Raw genomic sequence first — 20,774 nt, 5'->3', positions numbered from 1 at the left:
TTCATAAAATCACGCACGCCACACGGCGCGTGCATCGGCCACGACCAGGCTGTCGCCAGCCACCATGACCGGGTTGGCCTCGCACTCGGGCAGGCGCTCGCCCAGCTGCGTGGCCAGTTGGCCGAAGCGCTGCGCCACGCCGACCAGCGCATCCAGGTTGGCGCGCGGCTTGCCGCGGTAGCCGTCCAGCAGCGGAAACAGTCGCAACGCTTCAATCGCGCGGCGGATGGCGCGCGGGCCGGCGCTGGCGGGCAGCAGGGCGGTGTCCTTGAGCAGCTCGACCAGCGTGCCGCCAATGCCAATCATCAGCATGGCGCCAAACTGCGCGTCCCAGTTGGTGCCGATCAGCACCTCGACGTCGGCACGCGCCTGCTGCTGCATCAGGCAGCCGTCAAACGTCGCGCCAGGCACCTTTTGCACGGCCTCCTGCAAGGCGCGGAAGTGGCTGCGCACGGCATCGGCGTCGGTCACGTTCAGCACCACGCCGCCGACGTCGCTCTTGTGCGAGATTTGCGCGGACACCAGCTTCATCACCACCGGATAGCCGATGGATTCGGCGGCCTGCACGGCTTCGTCCTCGCTGCGCGCAAGCTCGCCACGCGTGACGGGAATGCCCGCCGCGGCCAGCAGGCGCTTGGCGTCGAACTCGCTCACCAAGCCGGGCTTGAACTCATTCACTATTTTTTCGATAGCTGCTTGCGCATTTGCATCGGGCGCTGGCGCCTCGCTTTCATAGTTTTCCCAAGTCAGCCGATTGCGCAGATAGCCCAGCGCTTCCTTCACGTTGGCGAAGTTCACCAGACCCTCGGCCTTCAGCTTGGCGCCGGCCTCGGCGCCGGCGCTGCTGGCGGCGTTGACGAAAGCGACGGGCTTGGGGTTGGCGCGGTTGATGTCAACCACGGTGGCGGCCGTGGCCGCCATGCCGGGCATGGTCGTCATGAGGAACAGGCCGGCGCCCACGTCGGGGTCGGCCAGCATGGTTTTCAGCACCTGGCCCATCCACTCGGGCGTGGCGCGCGCCAGACCGGGCACGGCGCCCAGGTCGAACGGCAAGTGGGCGGCCGACTCGGGCATCAGCGCCAGCAGCTTTTGCACCGTGGCCGCCCCCAGCGTGGCAGCCTGCAGGCCCGCCTCGCCCACCAGGTCGCTCGACACCGCGCCCCCGCCGCCCGAGCCCGACAGCACCGCCACCTGCGGACCGCTGGGCGCGGGCAGGCGCGTCCAGGCTGCGGCTTGCGCCACCAGCTCAAGGAAATCATCGACCAGCACGGCGCCCGCGTGGCGCACCTGCGACTCAAAGGCGCGGAACTCGCCCGCCAGGCTGGCGGTGTGGGACTGCACGGCCTTCTGCCCCAACGCCGTGCGGCCGGCCTTGACGATCAGCACCGCCTTGCTGGCGGCACGCGCACGCCTCAGCAAATCGATGAAGCGCGCGCCGTTCTTCACGCCTTCGACGTACAGCGCGATGACCTTGGAGTGCGCGTCGTCGATGGCGTAATCCAGAAAGTCGCACACCTCCAGGTCGGCCTGGTTGCCCAGCGACACGCAGATGGAAAAACCCACGCCCAGGTCGTAGGCCCGCGCCAGCATGGCGCCGGCCAGGGCGCCGCTCTGGCTGATGAGGGCCACCTCGCCCTTGATCAGGCGGTCGTTGCGCATCAGGGCCTGCGAGTTGAGCAGGTTCATGTCGGCATGGCTGTGGAAGTAGCCCATGCAGTTGGGGCCGATGATCCGCATGTCGGCGCGGCGCGCGATGGCCAGCAGCTTGTCCTGCAAGGCCGCCCCCTCGGCGCCGCTTTCGGCGAACTGCGAGGTCACCATCAGGATCACCTTGACGCCGGCCGCCGCGCAGTCCTCGAACGCCGCTTCGGTGCGCTCCTGCGGCAGCGCGATCACGGCCACGTCGACCGGCTGGCCGATGGCCTGCACGGTGGCAAAGGCCTTGAGGCCCTGCACGCTTTCGGCACGCGGGTTGACCGGGTAGATGGCGCCGTCAAAACCGAACTTGCGCAGCAGCGCCAGGATGCTGCCGCCCCATTTCATCAGGTCATCGGACGCGCCAAGGACGGCCACCGAGCGCGGGTTGAGCGCGCACTGCACGGCGGCGCGGGAATCGGGTGCCACCGCACCCCCAACGGGTTTGGACATCGCCTCAGTTCTCCAGCTTGATGCCGAGCTCGCGAATGACATTGCCATACAGCTCGTAGTCGTGCGCCCACTGCTTCTCGAACGCGGCCGGCCCGGCAAACGCCGGCGACATGGCATAGGGCTGCATGCGCGCGATCACATCCGGGTCCTTGAGTGCCTTTTCAAACGCGGCCGCCAGTTTGTCGATGATGGGCTGCGGCGTGCCCTTGGGCACAAAAGCGCCAAACCAGGTGCCGGTGGCGCGCGGATCGGGCACGCCCGTTTCGGCCAGCGTGGGCACGTCCGGAAAGTCGGCCAGCCGCGTGGCCGCGGCGGTGGCCAGCAGCCGCGCCTTGCCCTGCTTGACGTATTGCAGCATCGTCACGTCGCTGCTGAAGTCGACACGCCCCGCGATCAGATCGATCGATATCTCGGCCGCCCCCTTGTAGGGCACGTGCGTCATCTTGATGCCCCAGGCCTTTTGCAGCATCTCGCCGCCCAGGTGGCCCTGCGAGCCGACACCCGAAGTGGCGTAGGTCACCTTGCCCGGATGGGCTTTGGCGTAGGCGATGAACTCGGGCAGGGTCTTGACCGGCAGCGCGTTGCTGACGACGTAGGCCGAAGAGAACTCCGACAGCTTGGCCACCGCCACCAGGTCCCGGCGCGCGTCGTACGGCAGCTTGCGCAGGTGCGGCGTGATGGCCGAGATGCCGATCGGGCCGACGAACAGCGTGTAGCCGTCGGGGGCGGCGGTGGCCGCCGCATTGGCGGCAATCGAGCCGCCCGCGCCGGTGCGGTTCTCGACGATGAAGGGCTGGCCGGTGGACTTTTGCATGTCCTCGGCCATCACGCGCAGCACCACCTCCATGCCGCCGCCGGCGGCAAACGGGTACATGATGCGCACCGGTTTGGACGGGAATTTGTCCGCCGTCTGCGCCTGCGCTGCCGGCGCTGCCAGCAGAGCAAGCGCCGCCAGGGCACTCAGCCGACCCACGTCGCGTCGCGACAAGGAATCTTTCATGTCGTCACCTCTCGATTGCGTTGAACCCAAACGACGCAAACAATACCCGATCGCCTTGCGCTCTACCGTCCGCGCTCGTTTGCCCATGCGCGGCGCGCGCGTTCGGCGCAGCTGTCCGCGCCTCGGCTTGCAGGCCGTGGATGACCCTGCCCTCCTTGTGCAACCGGCACCCCCGAAAGGCCCTGCGTTGGCGACAAGCGCGGCGACTCCTAGAATGAACCGCGTCCGAACACGTATCCAAGGAGAATCCCCATGAAAGGCGACGCCACCGTCATCAAGCACCTGCAGGCCCAGCTCAAAAACGAGCTCACGGCCATCAACCAGTACTTTCTGCACTACCGCCTGCTCAAGCACTGGGGCCTGGACAAGCTCGCCGGCAAGGAACACGAGGAGTCGATCGGCGAGATGAAACACGCCGACCGGCTGATGGATCGCATCCTGATGCTCGACGGCCTGCCCAACCTGCAAGACCTGGGCAAGCTGATGGTGGGCGAGAACGTGCCCGAGATTCTGGCCTGCGACCTGAAGCTGGAGCAGGCCGCGCAGGCCACCATCAAGGACGGCATGGCGCACTGCGAGAGCGTGCGCGATTACGTCTCGCGCGATCTGCTGCAGGGCATCCTGGACGACACCGAGGAGCACATCGACTACCTGGAGACGCAAATCGAGCTGCTGGCCAAGGTGGGCCTGCAAAACTACCTGCAAAGCCAGATGGGCGAGGCCAGCTGAGCACCGCCCCACCGCGCTTGTCCACGGGGCCTTCGGGCCCCTTTTTCATGCCCGCTTGTTGTCGAGTTGCAACAAATAATAATGACAATGATTCTCATTTGCTTAGAATCACGCCTTTCATTGCAAGCCAGCCAGCGGCAGCCAGCGTCCTCCCGGGCGCTCGCGTGCATCCCGTCAGCCAGCCTTCTCCCTTCAACCCGCCTGCTGACCCGACCATGCGCCCTGCCCAAAAATTCAAACCAATCAAGCCCAAAGTCCGCTCCCGACAAGCGCCGGCTGCTCCTGTTATCGAAGCAAGCCACGCCCCGCTGCTGCCCCTGGGTGCGATGTTGCTGGCCGGATCGCTGGGCTCGGCCGCCCTCGCGCAGACCGCCGAGCCGGCGCCCGCCCCCGCCAGTGCCGCATCGGCACCGGCCGCCACGGCCGGCACGCTGGGCACCGTCACCGTGCGCGACAAGGCCGAGGGCGACGGCTCCACCACCAGCAAGGCCCTGCTGCGCGCCACCAAGACCGAGATCGGCAAGGGCGAGCAAAAGCTGATGGACATCCCGCAAAGCGTGACGGTGATGACCGAAAAGCTGATCCAGGACCGCAAGCTGGACGACTTTCGCGACGTGCTGCGGGCGACTGCCGGCGTCACCTTCCAGGCCGGCGAGACGGGCGAGGAAGACGTGCGCCTGCGCGGCTTCTCGCTGGGCCAGGCCGGCGACATCTACCGCGACGGCATGCGCGACGCGCCGCTGTACGAGCGCGACACCTTCGACGACGACCGCGTGGAGATCATCAAGGGCTCGGCCTCGATGCTGTTCGGCAAGGGCTCGACCGGCGGCGTGGTCAACCAGGTCAGCAAGCAGCCCTTTTTGATGACGCAGCACGAGGCGCAGGCCACCGTGGGCAGCGGCGGCATGAAGCGCGTGCAGGGCGACTTCAACTGGCAGACCGGGCCCGACGCCGCCGTCCGCCTGAACGTGATGGGCCATGACGCCGACAACTGGGGCGCCTATCAACGCAAGTGGGGCATCGCGCCCACCTACCGCTGGGGCATCGGCACGCGCGACGAGTTTTCGGTGGGCCTGTACGCGCTGGACGTGCGCGGGCGGCCCAACTACGCCCACCCCTGGATCATCAGCCCCGACGGCAGCATCAACCCCACGCTGCCGGCCAAGAACTTCTATGGCCTGGCGGACGACCACCTGAACACCTCGGCCACCTACGCCACGCTGGGCAACGTGCATCGCTTCGACGACGGCGGCGAGCTGAAAACGCGCCTGCGCGCCGGGCACTACAAGCGCGACCTGCTGGGCAGCCCGATCGGCTTTGCCGCGCCGCGTCCCACGGTGCTGTCCGACATCACCAGCAGCACCGTGCTCACGCGCCAGTCCAAGGGCCGCATCGGCGACAGCGACATCGCGATGCTGCAAAGCGACTACAGCAACAGCTTCGACTGGGGCGGCAAGAAGCACGCGCTGCTGGCCGGCGTGGACGTGTTCGACGAACGCGCCAAGCGCAACAACGCCTACGCGCTGCCCAACACGCCGGCGCGCCCCACGACGACGGTGGGCACGCCCAACGACGGCGCCTGGGTGCCCGACACCCGCGTGTTCCCGGTGCCCATGAACAGCTTCAAGTCGCGCAGCATCGGCGCCTACGTGCAAGACACGATGGCCATCACCGACACCCTCAAGCTGGTGGGCGGCGTGCGCTTCGACCACTTCACGGGCTCGTACCGCAACGCCGACGGGTCCTTGAGCAACGAGCGCACCGACAACCTGTGGAGCCCCCGCCTGGGCGTGCTCTACCAGCCCGACGAACTCTCGACCTATTACATCTCCTACGGCACTTCGTTCAACACCTCGGGCGACGCCTACCAGTACGGCGTGCTGGTCAACCCCGCCACCGGCGTGGCCGCCAAGACCCCGCCCGAGAAAAGCCGCAACATCGAGATCGGCGGCAAGTGGGAGCTGCTCGACCGCCGCGTGCTGGCCGGCGCCGCCCTGTTCTTCAGCCAGAAGTACAACGAGCGCAACACCGACCCCGACACCGCCGCGCAGCAGGAGCTGCTGTCGGGCCGCCGCCACGCCGCCGGCATGGAGTTCAACCTGGCCGGACGCATCACGCCCGCCTGGGAGATGTTCTGGAACCACACCTGGATCCCGAGTGCCAAGATCGACCGCAGCAACGTGGCGCTGAGCCCCAGCGGCACCGGCGCCCAGGTGCAGGGCGACCGCCCCGCCCTCACGCCGCGCCACAGCGGCAGCGTGTGGACGACCTACCGCATCAACCCGCAGTGGCGCCTGGGCGTGGGCGCCAACTACCGCAGCAGCCAGAACCCCGAGGGCCAGCGCACCTATCGCGCCAAGGGCTTTGCCACCTTCGACGCCATGGCCGAGTACAACATCAGCGAAACGGTGTCGCTGCGCCTGAACGTCACCAACCTGGCCAACCGGCTGTACGCCGACACGCTGTACCGCGGCTTTTATCAGCCCGGCGCGGCCCGGCGCGTGGACCTGACGCTGAAGGTCATGTTCTGATACCGTGCCGCTGACCCCCGGCGCAGCCGCCCACCCGGGCGGCTGCGTGCTTTTGCGAGTGCCCCATGTTGATTCACCTCAAGCAGTTGCTCACCCCCGCTGAACTGGCCCAGGCCCGCGCCCTGCTGCAAGCGGCCGACGCCCCCTGGATCGACGGCCGGCGCAGCGCCGGCGCGCAGGCCGTGCAGGCCAAGAACAACGAGCAGCTGGCGCAGGATTCGCCCAGCGCCACCGCGCTGCGGGCCCTGGTGCTGGCGGCGGTGCGGCGCGATCCGCTGTTCTTCTCCGCCGCGCTCCCGCGCAAGATCTTCAACCCGCTGTTCAACCGCTATGGCGGCGGCATGAACTTCTACGGCGCGCACGTGGACAACGCCGTGCTGCATTCGCGCGAGCCCGACCAATGGGTGCGCACCGACGTCTCATGCACCGTGTTTCTGGCCGACCCCGGCGAATACGACGGCGGCGAGCTGGTGGTGCACGACACCTACGGCCAGCAGACCATCAAGCTGGCCGCCGGCGACGCCGTGCTCTACCCCGGCGCCAGCGTGCACGAGGTGCGCCCCGTCACCCGCGGCGCGCGCCTGGCCAGCTTCTTCTGGGTGGAAAGCATGGTGCGCAGCGACGAGCAGCGGCGCCTGCTGTTCGAGCTGGACATGGCCTTGCTGGCCCTGCGCAAGAACCACGGCGAAAGCGCCGAGGCCACCCGCCTGACGGGCGTCTATCACAACCTGCTGCGCATGTGGGCGGATACTTGACGCACACCCCCAGTCTCCACTCGCTGCGCGATGTTCCGCCTTCCCCCTTGCAGGGGGCATCGCCAGTGGCCGGGGAGACCCCGGCCACGGCGATCGCTGGCTTGGCCTGCTCCGCGGCCCTCGGGCCCTTCGAGTTTCACAGGCTGCCGGTCGCATGACGCGCCGTGGATGACCGAAAGACCCAGCCGGGTCCAACTCAGAGGTTGAGAGTTTTTTGGACGTGCCCGAGGAGCGCGTCAAAACGCGTCCAATCGAGACGCAAAGCGCAGTCGTAGCTCGGGCTACGGCGAGCATTTGCAACGACGAGTGGGCGTGTTTTGGTGTGATCAGCGAGCATGAACAAAAGGCTCTCAATCTCTCAGCCCTTGCCCTGACAGGTCGCGCCCACCCAGCGCCCACGCATCTCGGTGTGAATCGTGCCGCCGGTGCTCAGCTTGCCGTCGGCGGTCATCGCCACCTCCTGCGGACTGATCGCCTGAACGACCACGTGCATGCTCACGCTGGCCGGCCCCGCGCCGCAACTCTGCTCCAGTTCGACCCGCGTTCCCGTCTTGGACAGCACCTTGCGGGTGCACCGCTCGTTCGCGCCCCTTTCAAGGTACTGGTCCTCGTCCAGGTCCTTTTGCGTCACGCAATAGCTGTGGCTGCTGGTGTGCGGCTGACCGGAGCGCGCGCCCATCGCCTGCTCCATCTTCGCGCGCTGCTCGGGCGTCAACTTGGCCAGCAGCTCGGGGGGCATGGTGAGGCCGGTCGTGGTCGACGTGATGGTCGACTCCCAGGCGCCGGTCTTCACCTTCAGCGACTGGGCCTGCGCGCCTGCGGCCAGCAGCGCCAGCGCGGCGACGGTGCACAAAGACAATGGGCGATGGAACATGGTGACTCCTTGGCATCTGGCGGATTGGGCAGGGTATCAAACAAGCATCCTGCGGGGCCGCATTGTGCGCGCCGCAGAGCCGTTTGCGCACCGGCGCGCGGGCAGGCGCCACCTACAATGCCCATCACCCATTTCAAGGAGTTCACCCTTGGCCCCCTGCATCGTCATCTGCCACTTCCCCCTGCCCGCGCCGAGCGAGGAGCAACTGATCGAAATCGCCAAGAAATCGGCCCCCAAATTTCGCCAACTGGGCGGCCGCGGACTGATCAGCAAGGACTACGTGCGCAACGAGCACGGCGCCGGCGGCGTCTACGTGTGGGAAAGCCGCGCCGCTGCCCAGGCCTGGTTCACCGAGGACAAACTCACCGAGTACACAAAAATCTTCGGCGCCCGCCCCACCCTGACCTGGTACGACGCCAACCTGACGGTGGACAACAAGGCGGGGCAGACCAGGGTCAACGGCAAGCCGGTTGCCGAGAGCTGAGCCCGCAAGAGCAACCGCACACCGAGCCCCCGAGGGCCGCGCGCCCCGTGAGCCGCGTTGAGCACCGTACGAGTCATGACCGAATCCCGCATCCCCCAGCAATACGAAGACTTCATGCGCCACGTGCAGCAGCACGGCGTGTTCAAGATGGATCGCACCGGGACCGGCACCACCAGCGTGTTCGGCCACCAGATGCGCTTTGATTTGTCCGAAGGCTTTCCACTGGTCACCACCAAGAAGGTGCATCTCAAAAGCATCATCTACGAGTTGCTGTGGTTCTTGCGCGGCGACGGCAATGCGCGCTGGCTGCAGGAGCGCGGCGTCACCATCTGGGACGAATGGGCCAAGCCCGATGGCGACCTGGGCCCGGTGTACGGCGTGCAATGGCGCAGCTGGCCAACGCCGGGTGGCGGTCACATCGACCAGATCGCGCAGGTGGTGGAGCAGCTCAAGACCAACCCCGACAGCCGCCGCATCATCGTCAGCAGCTGGAACGTGGCCGATCTGCCCAGGATGGCGCTGATGCCCTGCCACGCGTTCTTTCAGTTCTACGTGGCCGAGGGGCGGCTGAGTTGCCAGCTGTATCAGCGCAGCGCCGACATCTTTCTGGGCGTGCCCTTCAACATCGCGTCGTACGCGCTGCTCACCCACATGCTGGCGCAGCAGTGCGATCTGCAGGTGGGCGACTTCATCTGGACCGGGGGCGACTGCCACATCTACAGCAACCACGCCGCGCAGGTGACCGAGCAACTGGCCCGCACGCCCTACCCCTACCCGCAGCTTCACATCAAGCGCCGCCCGCCTTCGATCTTCGACTACGAATACGAAGACTTCGAGGTACAGAACTACCAGCACCATCCGGCCATCAAGGCACCAGTTGCGGTTTGAATTTGAATCAAACCGGGCTCTAGCGCTTGTCCATCAAGCGCAAGCGGCTCTTGTTTTTATAGTAATCCAATGATTGATCTGTTATCGCTTTACCGCACCATGGTGCGCATCCGCGCGTTCGAGGACGCGGCCGAAGCTGCCAGCCAGGGCGGCGTGTCCTGGGGTGGCGCGGCCACCGGCGGCGGCGAGGTGCGCGTCAAGGGCCCGCTGCATCTGTCCACCGGGCAAGAGGCCGTGGCCGCCGGCGTGTGCTCGCACCTGCGTCCCACCGACCTGCTGACCAGCACCCACCGTGGCCACGGCCACACGCTGGCCAAGGGGGCCGACACCACGCGCATGATGTGCGAGCTGTTCGGCCGCGCCCCTGGCACCAACGGCGGCAAGGGCGGCTCGATGCACATCGCCGATTTCTCCGTCGGCATGCTGGGCGCCAACGGCGTGGTGGCCGCCGGACTGCCGATTGCGGTGGGCGCGGCGCAGGGGCTGAAGATTCGCAAGCTGGACGCCATCGCCGTGTGCTTTTTCGGCGACGGCGCCATCAACCGCGGCCCCTTCATGGAGGCGCTGAACTGGGCCGGCGTGTACCAGCTGCCAGTGCTGTTCGTGTGCGAGGACAACCGCATCTCGGCCACCACCGACAGCAGCGCGATGACCGCCGGCCCCGGCGCCAGCGCGCGCGCCGCCGCCATGGGCATTGCCGCGATGCAGGTGGACGGCACGGATGTGCAGGCCGTGTCGGACGCCGCCGCCCAGTTGATCGCCGACATCCGCGCCGGCCACGGCCCGCGCCTGCTGCACGCGCTGACCGACCGGCACAAGGGCCACGTGTCGGTGGACCCGGCGACCTACCGCAAGCCCGAGGACGTGGCGGCCGCGCTGGCACGCGACGGCATCGCCCGCGCCCGCGCTCGCCTGGTCGAACAAGGCCAGGGGGCGCAGGCCGAGCAGATCGAGCGCGCGGCCAAGGCCGAGATCGACGCGGCCGTGGCCACCGCCAGCGCCGCGCCGGCGCCTGATCCAAGCGCGGCCTACACCGACGTTCAAACCATTGGTGCGGGGATGTGGGCATGAGCAGAAAGGAATCACCCCCGTTGCTGCACTCGCTGCGCGATGTTTCGCCTCCCCCCTTGTATCTTTGCAACTGCAGTCCTCGTTCAGTTGTCGTCAGTGCGCCAAACCTGCCTCCCCCTGGAGCCTTGAGTTCGACCTTGAGCAATCGGTCAACGCATTGACATCTTTCATCCAACCACGTAGCCCGAACAGTTGCCGATCATGAACATGCATGCACAAGGTGGGGTAGTGAGTGGCGTCGGTCGAGCCAACGCCGGTATTGATGTGTCCAAACTGCATCTCGATGCATGCGTGGGCGATCAGCATCGGCGCGTGCCCAACGACGCCGACGGGTGGCAGGAGCTGATCAATCAGTTCAAGAGCACCGATGTTGATTTGGTGGTCATCGAGGCCACTGGTGGCTACGAGCGTGAACTGGTGTGGGCGCTGCAACGTGCCGGCATTGCGGTCGCGCGTGTCAATCCGCGTCAGAGCCACGACTTCGCCAAGTCGATGGGTGAGTTGGCCAAGACCGACAAGGTCGATGCCCGCATCCTGCGCGACTTTGCCGACGTGTTGGCGCGCCACAAGGATCGAGCCAAATACATCACGCCTATGGAGGATGTCCGGCGCCAGGAGTTGGCAGTGCTGATGACACGGCGTCGGCAGCTCATCGAGATGCGAGTGGCTGAAGGCCACCGCTTGGAGCAGGCCAGCGCACGCGCCGCGCGCAGCATCAAAGCCGTCCTCGGGATGCTGGACAAGCAGATCGCGGCCATTGATGCGGACGCCGACTCGCACCTGGATCGACACTTCAAGCAGCAGCGCGCGTTGCTCGACAGTGTCAAGGGCGTCGGTCCGGTGGCGATTCTCACCCTGAGCGCGGCGCTGCCCGAATTGGGCCGGCTCAAGCGACGCCAGATCGCCAAGCTGGTGGGTGTGGCTCCCCTGGCCAATGATTCGGGCGAGCGCAGTGGCAAGCGTCGTATCTGGGGTGGGCGCGCCGAGGTGCGGGCCGTGGTGTACATGGCCGCGCTCTCAGCCATTCGCTACAACCCCGTGTTCAAGGTCTTCTATGAGCGTTTGCTACAAGCGGGCAAACCCAAGAAAGTGGCCATCGTCGCTTGCATGCGCAAGCTCTTGACGATTCTCAACGCCATGCTCAGAGATAAAACCGCCTGGGATCTGTCCAAGCATGAAAATTTCATTCAACAGACTTGACTTGAGAACACAGTTGCTCAAGGGGGCATCGCCAGTGGCCAGGGGAACCCCGGCCACGGCGATCGCTGGCGCGGCCTGCTCCGCGGCCATCAGACTCTTTGGGCTTCATCGACTGCAAGTAGCGCGCAACATCATGAAAATTGAGATGACCTATGCCCAAGCGGCTGCCCTGGCCTTGGCGCAAACGATGGAGAAGGACGCGACCGTCATCGCCCTGGGCGAAGACCTGGGCCGCGGCGGCGTGTTCGGCCAATACCGCAACGCCGACGGCGCGCCGCTCGCGCAGCGCTTCGGCGCCGATCGCATCATCGACACCCCCATTTCCGAGGCCACCATCGTCGGCGCCGCCGTGGGCATGGCGCTGGCCGGCTGCACGCCGGTGGTGGAGCTGCGCGTGGTGGACTTCGCCCTGTGCGCCATCGACGAGATCGTCAACCAGGCGGCCAAGAACCGCTACATGTTCGGCGGCCAGGGGCGCGTGCCCATGGTCATGCGCATGCCCATCGGCATCTGGTCGTCGTCGGCCGCGCAGCACAGCCAGTCGCTGGAGGCCTGGTTTGCCCACATTCCCGGCCTGGTCGTCGTGGCCCCTTCAACGCCGGCCGACAACCACGGCCTGCTGCTGGCCGCCCTGCAATCGGGCGACCCGGTGGTTTACATGGAGCACAAGGAGCTGTGGGGCACGCAAGGCCCTGTCACGCCCGGCGCCGTGGTGCCGCTGGGCCAGGCGCGCGTGATGCGCGAAGGCGGCGACGTGACCCTCGTGTCCTGGTCGCGCCAGGTGCAGGCCTGCGCACAGGCGGCCGAGCAGCTGGCCACGCAGGGCGTGCAGGCCGAGCTGATCGACTTGCGCACGCTCTGGCCCTGGGACAAAGAGACCGTGCTGGCCAGCGTGGCCAGGACCGGCCGCCTGCTGGTGGTGCACGAGGCCGTGCAGGTGGCCGGCTTTGGCGCCGAAATCGCCGCCACCGTGGCCGAGCACACGACAGCCCGCGTGGCCCGACTGGGCGCGCCGCGCATCCCCGTGGGCTACGCCCCCGGCCTGGAGGCCGAATCGCGCGTGGCGCCGGACAAGATCGTGGCTGCCGTGCAAACACTGCTCGCGCGATGAAAGTCGGCCTGATCTGGGCACAGGCGCGCTGCGGCGTCATCGGCAAGGATGGCGTCATGCCCTGGCATCTGCCCGAGGACCTGGCGCACTTCAAGCGCGTCACGCAGGGGCACCCGGTCATCATGGGCCGCAAGACCTGGGACTCGATCCCGCCGCGCTTTCGGCCCCTGCCCGGCCGGCGCAACATCGTCGTCACGCGCCAAGCCGATTTGAATCAAACCGGCCTGGAGCTCGCATCCAGTCTGCGCGAGGCGCTACAAATTTGTGATGACGTCGAGCAAACCTGGGTGATCGGTGGCGCGCAGATCTATGCCCAGGCCCTGCCCCTGGCCGACGAGCTGGTGGTGACCGAGATCGATGCCGACTTCGAGGGCGATGCCTTTGCCCCCGCCATCGGCGCCGATTGGCAGGAGATGGCGCGTGAGCCATTCAACTCCAGCACAGGGCTGCGCGGCGCCTTCGTCACCTGGCGGCGCAAGGCATCGCGCCCGTGACTGCGGGGCGGCACCTCAATGCCACACAATGCATCGGTCCCGCCCACCGCCACGCGCCATGACCGCCCCAGCACCCGACACCCCCTTTCGCACCTTGCCCGATCTGATCGGCGAGCACGCGCGCCTGCGCCCCAACCATCCGGCCCTGCGCGACGAACACGACACGCTGAGCTACGCCGAGCTCGATGCGCTGATGGACCGCATCGCCGCCGCCTTGCAGCGCGATGGCGTGCAACCCGGCCAGGCCATTGCCATTTGCGCCACGGCATCGGTGCGCTATGCGGCCCTGTTCATGGGTGCGCTGCGCGCCGGCGTGGTGGTGGCGCCGCTGGCGCCGTCCAGCACGGCCGATAGCCTGGCCTCGATGCTGCGCGACGCCGACGCGCGGCTGTTGTTTGTCGACGCCAGCACGCACGATCGCCTGCCCGCGCCCAGCGCCGCCCGGCCGCGCATCGCGCTGGACGGCAGCGCCGGCGGCCACGCCTGGGGCGACTGGCTGGCCCCCGCCGGCGCGCGCCCGCAGCCAGTAGCCATCGCGCCCGACGCGCCCTTCAACATCATCTATTCCAGCGGCACCACCGGCACGCCCAAGGGCATCGTGCAGTCGCACGGCATGCGCTGGGCGCACATCCAGCGCGGCAGCGTGTACGACTACGGCCCGCAGGGCAGCACGCTGCTGGCCACGCCGCTGTACTCCAACACCACGCTGGTGGTCTTCGTGCCCACGCTGGCCTATGGCGGCTGCGTGGTGCTGATGCCCAAATTCGACGCCCTGCACTACCTGCAACTGGCCCAGCAGCACCGCATCACGCACACCATGCTGGTGCCGGTGCAGTACCAGCGCATCATGGCGTTGCCGCAGTTTGGCGACTTCGACCTGACGGCCTTCCGCTACAAGTTCTGCACCAGCGCGCCGTTTCGCGCCGAGCTGAAGGCCGACGTGCTGGCGCGCTGGCCGGGGGGTCTGACCGAGTTCTACGGCATGACCGAAGGCGGCGGCACCTGCATCCTGGACGCCCACCTGCACCCCACCAAGCTGCACACCGTGGGCCGCCCCGCCGCCACCAGCGACATCCGCCTGATCGACGAGGACGGCCACGAGGCAGCGCCCGGCGAGGCCGGCGAGGTGGTGGGCCACTCGCCCGGCATGATGACCGGCTACCACGGCCAGCCCGCCAAGACGCGCGAGGCCGAGTGGTTCGACGCGACCGGCAAGCGCTTCATCCGCACCGGCGACGTGGGGCGCTTTGACGCCGATGGCTTTTTGACCCTGATCGACCGGCGCAAGGACATGATCATCAGCGGCGGCTTCAACATCTACCCGAGCGATCTGGAAGCCGCCCTGCGCCAGCACCCCGCCGTGCACGACGTGGCCGTGGTCGGCGTACCCAGCGATCAATGGGGCGAGACGCCCGTGGCCTTTGTCGTGCCCCACGCCGGCGCCACGACAACGGCCGACGAACTGAAGGACTGGTACAACCAAAGCGCCGGCAAGACCCAGCGCCTGAGCGATCTGCGCCTGGTGGCCGATCTGCCCCGCAGCGCCATCGGCAAGGTGCTCAAGCGCGAGTTGCGCGATGCGTACGCTGCGCGGGGCTCGTGATGCGCAGGCCCGAACAGCCGGACGCAGAGGACGCAAAGATCACGCAGAGGACGCAAAAAAATCAAAAAACAATTTTTGAATGGGATGAAACCCGCATGGAACATGGTTTGTTCGCTATCGCTTCCAAAGCCATTGGCTTGAATTTTTTTGCGTCTTTTGCGAATCCTCTGCGTCCTCTGCGTCCGGCATTCCCAGCCTCTCTTTCCCCCACCACCCTCAAGGAGACGACCATGCAACGCCGCCCCTTCACCCTTGCCCTGGCCTGTGCCGCCACCTTGGCCGCCACCGGCGTCCAGGCCCAGGCCGACTGGCCCAGCCAGCCCATCACGATCATCGTGCCCTACGCCCCCGGCGGCACTACCGACGTGGTCGGCCGCGCGCTGGCCGCCGGCCTGGGCAAGCAGCTCAAGCAATCGGTGGTGGTCGAGAACAAGCCCGGCGCCGGCGGCACCCTGGGCATGGGCGAGATGCAGCGCGCCAAGCCCGACGGCTACCGCCTGACCATGGTGCCTGTCAGCGTGTTTCGCCAGCCCTACGTGCAAAAGGTCAGCTACGACCCCATCGGCGACCTGAGCTACATCGCCTCGTTCACCGCCTACGACTTCATCCTGGCCGTGGCCGCCGACTCGCCCTTCAAGACGGTGAAGGACCTGGTGGCCGCCGCCAAGACCAGCAAGGGCGGCGTCAGCTACGGCACGCCCGGCAAGTTCACCGGCAACCAGGTCACCATGGCGCTGCTGGGCAAGGCCGCCAATGTCCCCTTTGTTCACGTGCCGTACAAGGGCGACTCCGAGGCCACCAACGCCCTGCTGGGCGGGCATGTGCAGGCCATCGTCAGCACCAACGGCATCCGCACCTTCATGGACTCGGGCAAGGTGCGCGCCCTGGCCATCGCCGCCGAGCAGCGCCCCGCCGCGTTCGCCAACGTGCCCACCTTCAAGGAGGCCGGCTATGACGTGATCGTGCCCTCGCCCCTGGGCCTGGCCGGCCCCAAGGGCCTGCCCCCCGCCATCGTGCAAAAGCTCGACGCCGCCATCAAGGCCGTGCTGGCCGAGCCTGATTGGCAGCGCACCATCGAGACCTATGGCATCCGCAGCGACTACCGCGACCACGGCGCCTACACCGAATTCGCCCGCAAGAACTTCGCGGCCGAGAAGGTGATCGTGGAATCGCTGGGGTTGAATGATTGAGGGCAGTTGGCAAGAATAGACCACCTTTGAAATCGTCATAGAGAGCCTCCTTCACAGGAGGCGCCCCTACCACACTACCCGGCATGCGCGCCGGGCAATTCGAGAGTTCGAAGGCATGACTGGTTGCGTACGGCCAAGCGGGCAAACCGAAAATTCACCGCAGCTATGCTCCACGTGCAGATCTTCCTGATCAGGTACCTTCTGGACGTCGACGTTTTCCCTATTCATGCCAGACGCAGCAACGAAGAATATTTTTGTGGGGCCACGAAAGCGGCTTGTCGATTGGGTGCGAAAGCTGCTGACAGGTCCGCCACTACCAGATTCGAGCAGTTCCGATGCTGACTTCCGCCTGCACGGGATGTCACCCATCGATCGGTACCCCTGCGGAGCAATTTATCCCATCCTTCCGGGTGGCGAAGGAATTGACCCAGCGGATGCAGCCGACGATGAAACAGTAGTGGGTTTGGATGCCCAGGACAACAACTCTGCCGACCCTGCCGTCATGCGGCGCTATGTCCCCCCGTACTCACTCGGGCTGTCGTTCTTCATCAAGGGCGAAGGCATCCGATTTCAAGTGCTTTGGACGGCGGCGCGATACGATTTGGAAAATGCTGATGGGCAATTCAAGAAGGCTGAGTGGAAGCGTTTTCAGCTGGGCGGGGAAGGTGATGTCTGCAACGTCACATGCCCTGGGCAAGGCGAACGCCAGCGTTTCGATCTGCTCGATGGCCGCGCGCGCTTGGACGTCCTGTGGCGTCCTTTCGGTCAAGGCTGGATTGTTACGGTCACACTGAGCAATGCTCAGCATATCGACGCTAGCAACGCGAAGGAATTTGTAGAGGAGCGCACCAAGGCCACCTTGTTCGAAGCTAGTCTGAGGTGTGTGATCGACGCCGGCGAAGTTGGTGTCTACCCCCGCGTCGACCGCGATTTGCTTGACGATGAAGAGCAGGAAGTCGAGTTGCAATATGCCCTTCGACACATCTACGCTATCGGTCATGGTTGCGCCGCGGATTGGGTGGTCAGCGACGGGCGAGTCACCGAGTTGTGCACCGAAACCATGCCCGCAGTGGAAGTGCCGCAGATGACCGCCGATACGGAGGCCGGCGGTGAGGATGTGCTGTGCCTATCCAAACTGGCGCGCGTAGATGCCCACTACGAAAGCGAGCTGGCGCTCAAGTTGAAGGCTTTCGTTGATGGCTACGCCGAGTGGGCAGGTCGCCAGGCGAGCACATTGCCTGCCCTGCACGCAGACGATCGTCCCACGGGCAAGCGCATCACCAAACGCATCGAGACGGCGATCGCTCGCATGCGCACGGGTCTGGCTCTGTTGGCCCGTGATTCCAGCGTCAGGTTGGCTTTTGCGCTCGCAAACTGCGCCATGCTCGACCAGATGCGCCAGCATGACAAGGTGCAAGGCAGACCGCGTGAAGAAGACGCCTACCGTTGGCGGCCGTTCCAGTTGGCCTTCTTGCTCACGGTGCTCGAATCTGCCGCCAATGAAAGCAGCGAGTTCCGCGATACCGTGGATCTGATCTGGTTTCCCACTGGCGGTGGCAAGACGGAAGCCTACCTGGGCCTGATCGCCTTGCAGATCGTGCTGAGGCGTTTACGCCACCCCTCCACTGGCGGCGGCACCTGCGTTTTGATGCGCTATACCTTGCGTTTGCTGGCACGCGATCAGTTCATTCGCGCATCACGGCTAATCTGCGCGCTGGAGCTGATCCGCCGCGCACGCCAGGATCTGGGTAGCGAGACCATCAGCATCGGCATGTGGGTTGGCGAGGCCACCAGCCCCAATAGCTACGCGAAAGCTGCCGAACTGGTGACGAAAGCGAGGGGATCGGTAACCTTGCCAGCGCTGGTGAACGACCGCTGCCCATGGTGTGGCGAGGCCTTCGCCGCCGATCACAACTACGACGCTGCGCCAGACCGTTTTCGTTTTGTCTGTCATCACGACGAGTGTGCTTTCAAGGGGCTGCCCTTGCCCTGCAATGTCGTGGATGAAGCCCTGTACGACGCACCTCCCACCATGCTGGTAGCCACCGTGGACAAATTCGCCCGCCTGGCATGGGAAGAACGGGCCAGTGCATTCTTTGGTGAGGGGGGCAACCGCCCACCGGAGTTGATCATCCAGGACGAGTTGCACCTGATCGCGGGCGCGCTCGGTACCGTGGCCGGGCTGTACGAGGCCGGGTTGGATACCGCGCTGCGACTGCGCGATGTCTATCCCAAGTACGTCGCCTCCACCGCCACGATCAGGATGGCCGCACAACAGGTGCGTCGACTCTACGGGCGCGAATTAGCGGTGTTTCCGCCGCCAGGGCTCAATTGCGACGACTCCTATTTCGCCCGCACGGTACCCTTGACCGAACGCCCCGGGCGCCTGTACGTTGGCTATATGGCACCCATGCTCACTCGCCAGGAATGCATGGCTCCATTGGCGGCCGCCCTGCTATTGGCACCGCATGCGCTGTTCGCTGAAGATCAGGATCGGGATGCACTGCTCGATGCGTGGTGGACGCAGGTGGTCTACCACGGCAGCCTCAAGGGTGTTGGCAACAGCCACACCGCCTATGTTGGCGATGTCCGAGCATTCAAGCGCCGGTTGGTGGAAGACCTCCATCGCGCATCGCCTCCCGATGCCGAGAACGACACCACGAGGCCGGAGGATCCACGTGATGCAGTTGTGATCGCCCAGCTCACCAGCTTGCAATCGGCAGAGCAGAACAGTGCCATCTTCTCTCGACTCACCAAGCCGCGCGGTGATAAGGGCCTTGAAAGCCCGGTTGTCGTGCTCGTCGACCTGCCCAGCCCCCGTGTGAGCTTCGAAGCACGTGCGATGCACTACGTCGGCATGAGCCGTGCCCGGGCGCTTTTGTGCATGATTTGTTTCAACCTTGCGTAAGCATTTGATTGATCGAGTCTGCCATAGGGTTCCGCAGCACGTTGCTGGATCTCGGTTTCGAAATTGGCCAGTTCTGCGTCTACATGTTCAGGTGCACCAGCGCGACTCAGATCGATCGAGAGGCGATCCAGTCGCTGCCATGGTTGTCGCGAGTCACATGCCGCTGAAATAAGCACGCCGGCACAATCATCATGCATATCTTGAGGCGGAAAGGAGCCTGTTCATGCGCGCAACATTCAAGATCGGCGACCACGTAAGCTGGAACTCCGAAGCCGGCCGCGTGAGCGGCCGCATCATCCGTGTGCACCGCCAGGCCTTCGACTGGAAGGGCTACACGCACCACGCGAGCGAGGCCGAGCCGCAGTACGAGATCCAGAGCGACAAGACCTCGCATGTGGCGGTGCACAAGGGCAGCGCGCTCCAGCGCCTGCACAACTGATGCCATGGCCGAGCGCCTGCCCTACTTCACCATCGGCCACTCCACGCTGACGGTGGACGAGTTGGCCGCACGCCTGCATGCCGCCGGCGTGACGCGGCTGATCGACGTGCGCAGCATTCGCCGCTCGCGCACCAACCCGCAGTTCAACCAGGACGTGCTGCCGCAACAGTTGGCCGCGCGAGGCATTGCGTATGAAGCCATAGCCGATCTGGGCGGGCGGCGCAGCCGCCAAAAAAACGTGGCGCCGAAGGTCAACGGCTTCTGGGACAACGCCAGCTTTCACAACTACGCCGACTGGGCGCTGCAAGCCCCTTTTCGCGCCGCGCTGCAGGCCCTGCGCGACAAGGGTCAGCACGAGCGCTGCGCCGTGATGTGCGCGGAAAGCGTCTGGTGGCGCTGCCACCGCCGCATCATCGCCGACCACCTGCTGGCCGCCGGCGAGACGGTGCGCCACATCATGGACGGCCACATCGACGAAGCGCAACTCAACGCCGGCGCGCGGGTGCATGACGATGGCACGGTAAGCTACCCCGCTGCGCAGCAAGCGCTGGATGTGTAGCCCCATCATGAAAATCGCCACCTGGAACGTCAACTCCCTCACCGCCCGCCTGCAGCACGTGCTGGACTGGCTGGCCGCCAACCCGGTGGACGTGCTGGCACTGCAGGAGCTCAAGCTCGCCGACGACAAGTTTCCGCACGAGGCGCTGCGCGCTGCGGGCTACGAGGCCGCGGTGTTTGGCCAGAAAACCTACAACGGCGTGGCCCTGCTCACGCGCGCGCCGCTGCAGGCAGTGGATGTGACGCGCAGCATCGCGGGTTTTGCGGATGAGAACGCGCGCCTGATTGCCGCCACGCTGGAGGCGCCTGGCGGGCCGCTGCGCCTGGTCAACGGCTATTTCGTCAACGGCCAGGCACCCGGCAGCGACAAGTTCGACTACAAGATGAGCTGGCTGCGCGCGCTGCGCGACCATTTGCGCGAGGAGCTGGCCGCCCACCCGCGCCTGATGCTGGTGGGCGACTTCAACATCGTGCCCGAGGACCGCGACAGCTACGACCCGGTGGGCCTGGCCGGCACCATCTTGCACACCGACGAGGAGCGCGGGCACTTCAAGGCGCTGCTGGGCCTGGGCCTCGTCGATTCGTTTCGCCTGTTCGAGCAGCCCGACAAGAGCTTCTCGTGGTGGGACTATCGCATGCTGGGCTACCAGAAGAACCGCGGCCTGCGCATCGACCACATCCTGGTGAGCGCGCCGCTGCGGCCCCAGGTCAGCGCCTGCGCCATCGACCGCACGCCGCGCAAATGGCCCAAGCCCAGCGACCACGCGCCGGTGATCATCACCCTCAGTTGA

The 20,774-nt window shown here is 66.0% G+C and carries 18 protein-coding genes; 15 read left to right on the top strand and 3 right to left on the bottom strand.

The genetic code is table 11. The features are described 5' to 3' along the window. Window positions 1-9: 9 nt before the first annotated feature. Together U1F38_RS03940 and U1F38_RS03935 are read right to left on the bottom strand one after the other, a co-directional pair. Window positions 10-2,148 carry an acetate--CoA ligase family protein gene (locus tag U1F38_RS03940; protein ID WP_409985732.1) on the bottom strand — a complete coding sequence of 713 codons (2,139 nt, stop codon included), beginning with the start codon at window positions 2,146-2,148 and terminating at the stop codon, window positions 10-12. A gap of 4 nt (window positions 2,149-2,152) precedes the next feature. Beyond that, window positions 2,153-3,148 (bottom strand): Bug family tripartite tricarboxylate transporter substrate binding protein, encoded by a 996-nt coding sequence (locus U1F38_RS03935; protein ID WP_409985731.1) that lies wholly within the window; start codon window positions 3,146-3,148, stop codon window positions 2,153-2,155. A gap of 252 nt (window positions 3,149-3,400) precedes the next feature. On the opposite strand from U1F38_RS03935, the gene bfr reads away from it, so the two are divergent. From bfr to U1F38_RS03920, 3 genes are all read left to right on the top strand, one after another. Next, the gene (gene bfr, locus U1F38_RS03930) at window positions 3,401-3,877 is read left to right on the top strand and encodes a bacterioferritin (RefSeq protein ID WP_409985730.1); all 477 of its coding nucleotides are present in this window, start codon (window positions 3,401-3,403) and stop codon (window positions 3,875-3,877) included. Between the two features lie 326 nt (window positions 3,878-4,203). Next, complete coding sequence (locus U1F38_RS03925; RefSeq protein WP_409985729.1) at window positions 4,204-6,408, top strand: TonB-dependent receptor; 2,205 nt, start codon at window positions 4,204-4,206, stop codon at window positions 6,406-6,408. 65 nt (window positions 6,409-6,473) lie between these two features. Then, complete coding sequence (locus U1F38_RS03920) at window positions 6,474-7,163, top strand: Fe2+-dependent dioxygenase (protein ID WP_409985728.1); 690 nt, start codon at window positions 6,474-6,476, stop codon at window positions 7,161-7,163. A 358-nt stretch (window positions 7,164-7,521) separates the two neighbouring features. On the opposite strand, the gene U1F38_RS03915 is transcribed toward U1F38_RS03920, so the two are convergent. Further along, window positions 7,522-8,037, bottom strand: a complete 516-nt coding sequence (locus U1F38_RS03915) for a DUF3617 domain-containing protein (RefSeq protein WP_409985727.1) — start codon at window positions 8,035-8,037, stop codon at window positions 7,522-7,524. A 148-nt stretch (window positions 8,038-8,185) separates the two neighbouring features. Between U1F38_RS03915 and U1F38_RS03910 the strand changes: the two genes are divergently transcribed. The 12 genes from U1F38_RS03910 (at window position 8,186) to xth (ending at window position 20,774) form a co-directional block, all read left to right on the top strand. Next, window positions 8,186-8,521 (top strand): antibiotic biosynthesis monooxygenase family protein, encoded by a 336-nt coding sequence (locus U1F38_RS03910; RefSeq protein WP_409985726.1) that lies wholly within the window; start codon window positions 8,186-8,188, stop codon window positions 8,519-8,521. Between the two features lie 75 nt (window positions 8,522-8,596). Further along, on the top strand, window positions 8,597-9,409 hold the full coding sequence (locus U1F38_RS03905) for a thymidylate synthase (protein WP_409985725.1): 813 nt from the start codon (window positions 8,597-8,599) through the stop codon (window positions 9,407-9,409). Between the two features lie 69 nt (window positions 9,410-9,478). Beyond that, window positions 9,479-10,480 (top strand): thiamine pyrophosphate-dependent dehydrogenase E1 component subunit alpha, encoded by a 1,002-nt coding sequence (locus U1F38_RS03900; RefSeq protein ID WP_409985724.1) that lies wholly within the window; start codon window positions 9,479-9,481, stop codon window positions 10,478-10,480. 228 nt (window positions 10,481-10,708) lie between these two features. Further along, window positions 10,709-11,680, top strand: a complete 972-nt coding sequence (locus U1F38_RS03895; protein ID WP_409985785.1) for an IS110 family transposase — start codon at window positions 10,709-10,711, stop codon at window positions 11,678-11,680. Window positions 11,681-11,825: 145 nt separating this feature from the next. Then, window positions 11,826-12,791 (top strand): alpha-ketoacid dehydrogenase subunit beta, encoded by a 966-nt coding sequence (locus tag U1F38_RS03890; RefSeq protein ID WP_409985723.1) that lies wholly within the window; start codon window positions 11,826-11,828, stop codon window positions 12,789-12,791. Further along, window positions 12,788-13,285: a dihydrofolate reductase gene (locus tag U1F38_RS03885; protein ID WP_409985722.1), complete on the top strand. Its 498-nt coding sequence runs from the start codon at window positions 12,788-12,790 to the stop codon at window positions 13,283-13,285. Before U1F38_RS03890 ends, U1F38_RS03885 begins: the two co-directional genes overlap by 4 nt. A gap of 58 nt (window positions 13,286-13,343) precedes the next feature. Then, a complete protein-coding gene (locus tag U1F38_RS03880) occupies window positions 13,344-14,888 on the top strand; it encodes a class I adenylate-forming enzyme family protein (protein WP_409985721.1) in 1,545 nt (514 codons plus the stop codon). A gap of 230 nt (window positions 14,889-15,118) precedes the next feature. Next, window positions 15,119-16,078: a tripartite tricarboxylate transporter substrate binding protein gene (locus U1F38_RS03875; RefSeq protein WP_409985720.1), complete on the top strand. Its 960-nt coding sequence runs from the start codon at window positions 15,119-15,121 to the stop codon at window positions 16,076-16,078. A gap of 226 nt (window positions 16,079-16,304) precedes the next feature. Continuing rightward, window positions 16,305-18,986, top strand: coding sequence for a hypothetical protein (locus U1F38_RS03870; RefSeq protein WP_409985719.1), 2,682 nt, complete (start codon window positions 16,305-16,307; stop codon window positions 18,984-18,986). Between the two features lie 223 nt (window positions 18,987-19,209). After that, window positions 19,210-19,425, top strand: a complete 216-nt coding sequence (locus U1F38_RS03865) for a DUF2945 domain-containing protein (protein ID WP_409985718.1) — start codon at window positions 19,210-19,212, stop codon at window positions 19,423-19,425. 4 nt (window positions 19,426-19,429) lie between these two features. Next, window positions 19,430-19,984 (top strand): DUF488 family protein, encoded by a 555-nt coding sequence (locus U1F38_RS03860; protein ID WP_409985717.1) that lies wholly within the window; start codon window positions 19,430-19,432, stop codon window positions 19,982-19,984. A 7-nt stretch (window positions 19,985-19,991) separates the two neighbouring features. Continuing rightward, window positions 19,992-20,774, top strand: a complete 783-nt coding sequence (gene xth, locus U1F38_RS03855) for an exodeoxyribonuclease III (RefSeq protein ID WP_409985716.1) — start codon at window positions 19,992-19,994, stop codon at window positions 20,772-20,774.

Source organism: Ottowia sp., assembly GCF_046348305.1.
Classification (GTDB): Bacteria; Pseudomonadota; Gammaproteobacteria; order Burkholderiales; family Burkholderiaceae_C; genus Ottowia.
The sequence above is the reverse complement of the archived record's forward strand: the minus strand, read 5'-3'. Positions and strand labels throughout refer to the sequence as shown.